The following is a 7,667-nucleotide window of genomic DNA, read 5'->3' on the forward strand; positions in this document are numbered from 1 at the left end:
TCGATGTTATGAGGTACAGTAATCGAAATGTTCCTTGAGAGTGTTGTCCCATGAAAAGCCTGAAGAATGGGCACGCATAGCGTAAAAAATGGTTTTCCCATTACCTATTACCCATTACCCATTACCGCGCGAAGCGCTGTATTGCTCAATACAGCGCTTTCCGCTTCGCGGACAGGCAACGCGCGGCAGAAGGGTAATGGGCAGAAGGGTAATTGGAAAAACGATTTTTTACGCTATAATGGCTATTTTTCAGTCCAGTAGGTTGGGTTGAACGACAGTGAAACCCAACAAAGTTTGGCTGGTGTTGGGTTTTCGGCTGTCCCCGACATGCACGTTCGGACACCCAACCTACATTCTCACCAAGAAATGGTATTACACAGGAATATGAAAAAAGGGAACAGTACCTATGAGTTCTTTCGCTATCTCTCCTTCTTCCCTCCCCACTGCCGAACAACGCCTGGTTTTATCAGGAGTTAGTTGGCGGCAATATGAACTCTTTTTAGCCACTCTGGGAAATGATTTTCCTAATTTGCGACTGAGTTACTTAGAAGGAGTCCTAGAAATTATGGCCACTTCCCCAGAGCATGAAGAACTGAAAACGATGATTGGGATGCTTTTGGAAGCTTATTTTCAAGAAGCGCGGATTCGTTTTCATGCTATCGGTTCGGCGACGTTTCGCAAAGAGATGGCGCAAAGGGGACTCGAACCCGATGAGTGTTACTGTCTCGATTGTAAGAAAGAATTTCCCGATCTGGCGATCGAAGTGGTGGTCACAAGCGGTATGGTGGATAAGTTGCAGATTTATGAAGGGTTGGGAGTCAAGGAAGTTTGGCAATGGAAAGATGGGGGATTTTCGCTTTATCACTTACGTTCGACGGGATATGAGGCGATCGCCAAAAGTGAACTGCTCCCCAACTTAGATATCTCCCTTTTAACCCGTTGCGTCAAACCCAACGAACAATTTGATGCCGTCATGGAGTTTCGCGATCGCCTTCGTCAATAAAGCGCTTTCTGCTTCGCAGACATGAAACGCGCGGCAGAAGGGTAATGGAAAAACCATTTTTTACGCTCTAAAGTAAAATCTAAACTCTAAGTAGCTTTCACCCGCATCAACACCTGTCCAAACTCAATGGGTTGAGCATTTTCCACCAAAATCTCAACCACCTCTCCAGAAACTTCCGCCTCCAACTCATTCATCAACTTCATCGCCTCAATAATACACACCGTATCCCCAACGCGAATCCGAGCGCCCACTTCTGTAAACGGTGCTTCGCCCGGAGCTGGAGCGCGATAGAACGTACCCACCATCGGCGACTTAATCTCTTCTAACTTTTGTTCTAGAGGAGGGGGAGACGGTTCACTCCCTTGAGACACAACTGGAGCATTTTCTGTCAGGGGAGGAACTGGACTTTGGACAACCGGAGGAGAAACCGCAACCTGAGATACACTCTGTAGAGTTCCAGTTTCTCCCTTACGAACCGTCAACTCAAACGTATCACTCTTTAAGGTCAATTCGGCAATATCCGTTTGACCTAAAGTCGTAATTAATTCGCGCAGCTCGTCAAAGTTCAAATTCACAGTTTCTTCACCCTTTCTCTAGATGTTTAGAATACAATATGGCAGGCACACAGGCGATTATTTTTCTCGACCTAAATAACTATCCTCGCGGGTATCAATTTTAATCTTTTCTCCAATAGAGATAAACAAAGGAACCATCACCTGAGCGCCTGTTTCCACGGTGGCAGGTTTCGTTCCTCCTGTCGCCGTATCTCCTTTCACCCCTGGGTCAGTGTCAGTCACTTCTAAAACTACCGAATTCGGCAATTCGACCTCAATAACTTGCTCGCCCCAAGTGACGACATTCACATCCATACCTTCTTTGAGATACTTCACGCGATCGCCAATTTGCTCTTCATTCAGGCGACTTTCTTCATAAGTCTCCATATCCATGAACACAAACTGATCTACATCTCTATAAGTAAACTGCTTCGTCCGCTTCTCCAGATTCGCTTGAGGAACCGTTTCTCCGGCACGGAACGTGCGCTCAATCACACTTCCGGTTTGGGCATTCTTCAGCTTAGTGCGTACAAAGGCAGATCCCTTACCTGGCTTAACGTGCAAGAACTCGATCACCCGCCACACATTGCCATCAAGTTCAATGGTCACGCCCGTTCTAAAATCATTGCTCGAAATCATAAAACGCTGGGTTGATATAGATTATGCGATCGTTGGCATCCTATTTTAACCCCCTTGGGGCCTTTTGGGGATAAGGAGATGGGGAGTGGGGGAATGGGGGGACACGGAGACACGGGCGCTCCCTGAGCGGAGTCGAAGGGAGCTATTACCCATTACCCATTACCCTTACGTCGTGTACTCAGCATTAATTTTCACGTAATCGTAGCTCAGATCGCATCCCCAAGCCTTAGCGGTTCCCGGGCCATGGCCAATGGAAACGCCAATTTTAACCGTATCGGCTTGTAAATATGCGCCTTCGGCAGTTTGTTTCATGTAGGCACTGGCAGCATTACGGTCAAAGTTAAGAGGTTGTCCACCCTCCATCATTTTGAACTCCCCTAACGTAATATTAAGATTTTCGGCAGCAAAGTGGACTCCAGCACGACCCGCAGCCGCCGCAATTCTTCCCCAGTTGGGGTCACGGCCAAAAATGGCAGATTTGACCAATGAGGAGCCGACAATGGTTTTGGCCACTTGACTAGCGGCTTGTTCATTTTCTGCACCCGAAACTTCGACTTCTACTAAGCAGGTGGCTCCTTCTCCATCGCGGGCCATGGCCTTGGCTAGATGCTGACATACTGCGGTTAACATGGCTTCGAGCTTTTCGGCTTCCGGCCCCATGTTGGTAATGGCGGGGGTGCGGGATTGACCGTTAGCTAGGGCTATCAGGGTATCATTGGTGCTGGTATCCCCATCGACGGTAATTTGGTTAAAGCTGCGGTTGGCGGCTCGGCCGAGCATTTCTTGCCACAAGTGGGGGGAAACGGTGGCATCGCAGGTGACGAAGGACAACATGGTGGCCATATTGGGATGGATCATGCCGGAACCTTTAGCAATACCGCCAATTCGCACGGGGCGATCGCCAAATTGAGCCTCTAGAGCGATCGTTTTTGGCACTAAATCCGTGGTCATGATGGCTTTTCCGGCGCTCTCTGAGCCTTCGCTGGATAAACTAGAGACCACTTGGGGAATACCAGAGCGCATGGCTTCCATTTTGATGCGTTGACCGATGACCCCCGTAGAAGCCAAAAGAACGGAATTAGGATCGATATTGAGAGCCTCTCCTAACAGGGATGCACTCTCTAGAGCATCATTCCATCCCGCTTCCCCTGTCGCTGCATTGGCTTGACCGGAGTTACACAAAATCGCTTTAGCGCTCGCTTTTTGCTCCAGACGCTGACGACAATAGTCTACGCAAGCAGCGCGCACTTGTACCGTCGTAAACACTCCAGCCGCGATCGCCTCCACATCCGATACAATCAAGGCTAAATCTGGTTGTCCTGAAGGTTTTAATCCTGCTGTAATTCCTGCGGCTTGATATCCTTTGGGGGCGGTTACTCCGCCTTCGATTACTTGCCAGTCTGACATACCTGTAAATTCCCCTGCTGTCAATGGGTACGAGAGGCGATTATAGCAGTTGTTAACAATTGATAGTTACAGCATGATTATGCCCTCTAACCCGATCTCTGATATGTTCTTGGGAGTAAGTCCCACCAAGCGCCCTAACTCCATGAGTGATCCTTTGCAAACCTATCTAGAGATTGCCACAGAAGCCGCCCTAGCTGGGGGGGCAATGGTGATGTCTTACCAAGGAAAATTACAAGATATTCGCGAAAAAGGCCGGCCCGGAGATATCGTCACTGAAGCAGATAAGGCTTCCGAAGCAGTGATTTTGGAGATTTTGCAGCGCCATTTTCCCGACCATGGCATTCTAGCGGAAGAGTCGGGAAAATTGGGCGATCGCCAAAGTCGATATCTGTGGGCGATCGATCCCCTCGATGGCACAACCAACTACTCCCATGGCTATCCCAATTTTTCCGTTTCCATTGGCTTATTAATCGATGGCGTGCCCCAAGTGGGGGTAGTTTTCGATCCATCCCGTCAAGAACTCTTTCGCGCCGCCCAAGGCTTAGGAGCCACCCTAAACCGGCAGGCGATCGCCACCTCCTCCACCCCCACCTTAGCCGATAGCCTTCTGGTCACCGGTTTTGCCTACGATCGCCGAGAAACCAACGATAATAACTATGCCCAATTCTGCCATCTCACCCATCTCACCCAAGGAGTTCGCCGAGGCGGTTCTGCGGCAATAGACCTAGCCTACGTGGCCTCTGGACGCTTAGATGGCTACTGGGAAAGAGGTCTCTCCCCCTGGGATCTCACGGCTGGTGTCGTCCTGGTACAAGAAGCCGGAGGAAAAATTAGCGCCTATAATGGCAGCCCTTTTAATATAGAAAGCGGTCGGATTTTAGCCACTAATGGCCATCTCCATGACCCCATGGTTGAAATCCTCGGTCAAATTTCCCCCTTTCCTCCTCAATGGAGAGAATCTGCTGAATGGGGAAAGAGTACACTAGAATAATTAATCATCCCTTGGCACAGTCAAACAGCAAGTATGTCTTTTAACATCAATCAAGGTCTGTTTCAACTTGACTTCACCGACTTCCACGCCATTTTAGGCGTTCCCATCCAGGCAGATAGTCGGCAAATCCGCAAGCGCTATATGCGAATTGCGAAAAACCTCCATCCAGACAGTAGTTCTACAGAAACACCAGAAGACAAACAACAAGCCAGTCAGATTCTGTCCAAACTGGTGAACCCAGCCTATGAAAAACTGTCCCAGGAGAAAGACTATAAAGAATATATGGTGATGTTGCGGCTTAAAGGCCAACAAGCCGCCCAACAAAATAGTAGTGAAACCTTGCAAAGTGAATCTGCTAAACAACTCGTCCAGGCGAAAGATGTGGAAGTTGAGTATCAAAAAGCCATGGAAGATTTGGCAACTCAACAATACCAATCCTTAAGCGACTTCAGTAAAATCACTGGAGAAATTAGCGAACTGAACATGGTTTACCTGATGCGGGCAGGCAGTTCAGGGGCTAAACCAGCAAGTAAACCCAAAGCGGCTCCTCCCCCTCCCAAAGGTGGACAAGCCGCGCCACCTCCTGCACCGAAAGTAGAGAAAAAATCGCCGGTTGATGGCTATTATGGGCGGGCAAAGGAACTGACCGAAAAAGGAAACTTCCCGAAAGCGATCCTAGAATTGCGAGATGCCCTGAAGCTAGAGCCGACCAATAGCGATTGCCATAGCTTAATGGGTCTGATTTACCTCAAACAAGGGCAGAAAACTATGGCTAAAGTCCATATCAACAAAGCTCTTGAAGGTAATCCCCAACATGCAGAAGCCCTAGACTTGAAGAAAAAACTGGAAGCGTTTATGAAAAAAAGCACGAATACGGACAAAACCGATCAAAAAGCCAGTCAAGGGATTAAGATATTCGGGATTACGATTGGTGGTGGAAAGAAAAAGTAATGGTTTATCAGTCTGCTCCAGGGGCTAGGGATTTACTTCCCCTGGACGTTGCCCAGAAAAACTGGATTGAAGACCGTCTGTATCAGGTGTTTCATCATTGGGGTTACCATCGGATTATTACCTCAACGTTGGAGAGAGTCGATACATTGATGGCGGGAGGTGCGATCGATCGCTCGACCGTGATTCAACTTCAGCAGGGTCAAGAAGAGTTGGGTTTGAGGCCGGAAGTGACGGCCTCAATTGCCCGTACAGCAGCAACCCGTTATTTAAATAAACGGGTGAGCAATCCTAAGCGGTTTTATTATAATGCCAATGTTTTTGTGCGATCGCCCAAAGGAGAGTATGGTCAGCAGCAGGAATTCTATCAAGCTGGAGTAGAATTGCTGGGCGCTGGCGGCGTGGCAGCCGATGCGGAAATTTTATTGTTACTGGCTGATTGTCTACAAGCCTTAGAATTCAGTTTAGACCAATGGGTTGGAGTCATCGGAGAAGCCGGATTAACCCAATCCCTGTTATCCTCGTTTCCAGCCGAATATCAAAAACCGATCCGAGAGGCGATCGCCCAGCTCGATTATATTTCCTTACAGCAGCTCGATCTACCCGAAGACCTACAGCAGAAAGCGCAACTGCTCTTCAACCTCCGGGGAGAACCCGCTCAAGTCTTTCAGAAATTAACGGCTCTGGATCTGACTCCAGAAGAACAGAGTAAATTAGAGAACTTAAAAACCTTAATCGACCTGCTCCAAGAAAGTCGCCCCAATCAACCCCCTTTACCGATTATTGTCGATTTGAGCTTAATTCGCACGTTCGACTATTACAGTGGCATTGTCTTTGAAGTAGCCAGTCGCCAAGCCACAGAGGTTAAAATCCTAGGTCAGGGGGGACGCTACAATCAATTGGTGGGCGTGTATCATCCTCAACATGAGAGCTTACCCGGTATTGGCTTTTGTCTGAATATTGAAGCCCTGCAACAGGTACTGCAAGGGGGCGATCGCCTCCCCAAAGAAATCCCCGCCAGTGACTGTTTAGTAGTTCCCTTAACCAACCAAGCTTGGGGGGCTGCCTTTGCCTATGCCGAAACCCTCCGCTTGCAAACGCCTAACCGCCGAGTTCAGGTCAACTTACTGGAATGGGAAACCCAAGAAGGGGTAAAAATTTACGCCAAAGAGCGGCGTATTGCCCAGATTGCTTGGATTGATGCCCAAGGTAACCCCCAGGTGGAATCGATTTCTTAATGTAGGGGTAGGCTTCAAAATGTAGGGGTTGTAGGGGTAGGTTTGAAACCTACCCCTACAAGGGAATAGGTTTGAAACCCACCCCTACGAGGGAATAGGTTTGAAACCTACCCCTACGAGGGAATAGGTTTGAAACCTACCCCTACGGCCGTTTAACCCTCAATTGATGTACTTTACCCGATCGACGAAAAACCATGCCTCATACCATTGTTACTAATATTTGTGAAGGAGTTGCCGACTGTGTGGAAGCTTGCCCCGTGGCTTGCATTCATCCCGGCCCGGATAAAAATAAGAAAGGAACCGATTGGTTTTGGATTGACTTCGACACTTGTATTGATTGTGGAATTTGTTTAGAAGTTTGTCCCGTAGAAGGGGCGATTCTGGATGAAGAAAAGCCAGACTTGCAACAAACTCCATAATGGGTAATGGGGAGAGAAACTAGAAACCCAGTTTCTCCCCATTACCCTTCTGCCCATTACCCATTACTTAGTCCAAACATCAACTGTACATCTGCCAAGGGCATTTCCCAGAGCTTTTCCGGTTGCCAAGCATCCGGTTCAAACTGGGCATGTTGGCCGCGACGATAAGCCATGTTCAGACGCTCTCTGACTTCAGAGCGAGTCACCGAAATCAGTTCATGATAGCGCCGCCGCTCAACTCCTAGTAAAATCGCTCCCAGAAGCAAAATATGTATGGGGTGGAATTTTGCCCCCAATAGAAACGCTTGAACTTCAGCTTCTCCGACGATACAGCGCTTCGCGCTGTATTGAGGTACAATCTAAGGTGAAGAGATTTGATGGGTATTAAGAGGTAATGAAAGCATATTCAGTAGATTTACGAGAAAAAATAGTCAAAGCTCATTTAATCGAAAAGAACTCCATTAGACA

9 protein-coding genes are annotated in these 7,667 nt (G+C 48.2%); 5 read left to right on the forward strand and 4 right to left on the reverse strand.

Features of this window, described 5'->3' with window-relative positions:
* Window positions 1-406 precede the first annotated feature (406 nt).
* Window positions 407-1,003 (forward strand): Uma2 family endonuclease, encoded by a 597-nt coding sequence (locus PJF56_RS12810; protein WP_283763071.1) that lies wholly within the window; start codon window positions 407-409, stop codon window positions 1,001-1,003.
* 86 nt (window positions 1,004-1,089) lie between these two features.
* Here the strand turns inward: PJF56_RS12810 and accB are convergent, their stop codons facing one another.
* From accB to argJ, 3 genes are all read right to left on the reverse strand, one after another.
* Entirely contained in the window at window positions 1,090-1,578 is a 489-nt protein-coding gene (gene accB / locus PJF56_RS12815; RefSeq protein ID WP_283763072.1) for an acetyl-CoA carboxylase biotin carboxyl carrier protein, read from the reverse strand.
* 57 nt (window positions 1,579-1,635) lie between these two features.
* Window positions 1,636-2,196, reverse strand: coding sequence for an elongation factor P (efp, locus tag PJF56_RS12820; RefSeq protein ID WP_283763073.1), 561 nt, complete (start codon window positions 2,194-2,196; stop codon window positions 1,636-1,638).
* 165 nt (window positions 2,197-2,361) lie between these two features.
* Window positions 2,362-3,603, reverse strand: coding sequence for a bifunctional ornithine acetyltransferase/N-acetylglutamate synthase (argJ, locus tag PJF56_RS12825; protein WP_283763074.1), 1,242 nt, complete (start codon window positions 3,601-3,603; stop codon window positions 2,362-2,364).
* 142 nt (window positions 3,604-3,745) lie between these two features.
* On the opposite strand from argJ, the gene PJF56_RS12830 reads away from it, so the two are divergent.
* The 4 genes from PJF56_RS12830 (at window position 3,746) to PJF56_RS12845 (ending at window position 7,199) form a co-directional block, all read left to right on the forward strand.
* Window positions 3,746-4,594 (forward strand): inositol monophosphatase family protein, encoded by an 849-nt coding sequence (locus PJF56_RS12830; RefSeq protein ID WP_283763075.1) that lies wholly within the window; start codon window positions 3,746-3,748, stop codon window positions 4,592-4,594.
* Window positions 4,595-4,627: 33 nt separating this feature from the next.
* A complete protein-coding gene (locus PJF56_RS12835) occupies window positions 4,628-5,545 on the forward strand; it encodes a J domain-containing protein (RefSeq protein WP_283763076.1) in 918 nt (305 codons plus the stop codon).
* Window positions 5,545-6,780, forward strand: coding sequence for an ATP phosphoribosyltransferase regulatory subunit (locus PJF56_RS12840; RefSeq protein WP_283763077.1), 1,236 nt, complete (start codon window positions 5,545-5,547; stop codon window positions 6,778-6,780). Before PJF56_RS12835 ends, PJF56_RS12840 begins: the two co-directional genes overlap by 1 nt.
* 194 nt (window positions 6,781-6,974) lie before the next feature.
* Window positions 6,975-7,199, forward strand: coding sequence for a ferredoxin family protein (locus PJF56_RS12845; protein WP_283763078.1), 225 nt, complete (start codon window positions 6,975-6,977; stop codon window positions 7,197-7,199).
* A 56-nt stretch (window positions 7,200-7,255) separates the two neighbouring features.
* Here PJF56_RS12845 and PJF56_RS12850 read toward each other — a convergent pair whose 3' ends face one another.
* Window positions 7,256-7,465: a hypothetical protein gene (locus PJF56_RS12850; protein ID WP_283763079.1), complete on the reverse strand. Its 210-nt coding sequence runs from the start codon at window positions 7,463-7,465 to the stop codon at window positions 7,256-7,258.
* Window positions 7,466-7,667 lie beyond the last annotated feature (202 nt).

It is taken from the genome of Roseofilum halophilum BLCC-M91 (assembly GCF_030068445.1).
GTDB classification, from domain to species: domain Bacteria; phylum Cyanobacteriota; class Cyanobacteriia; order Cyanobacteriales; family Desertifilaceae; genus Roseofilum; species Roseofilum halophilum.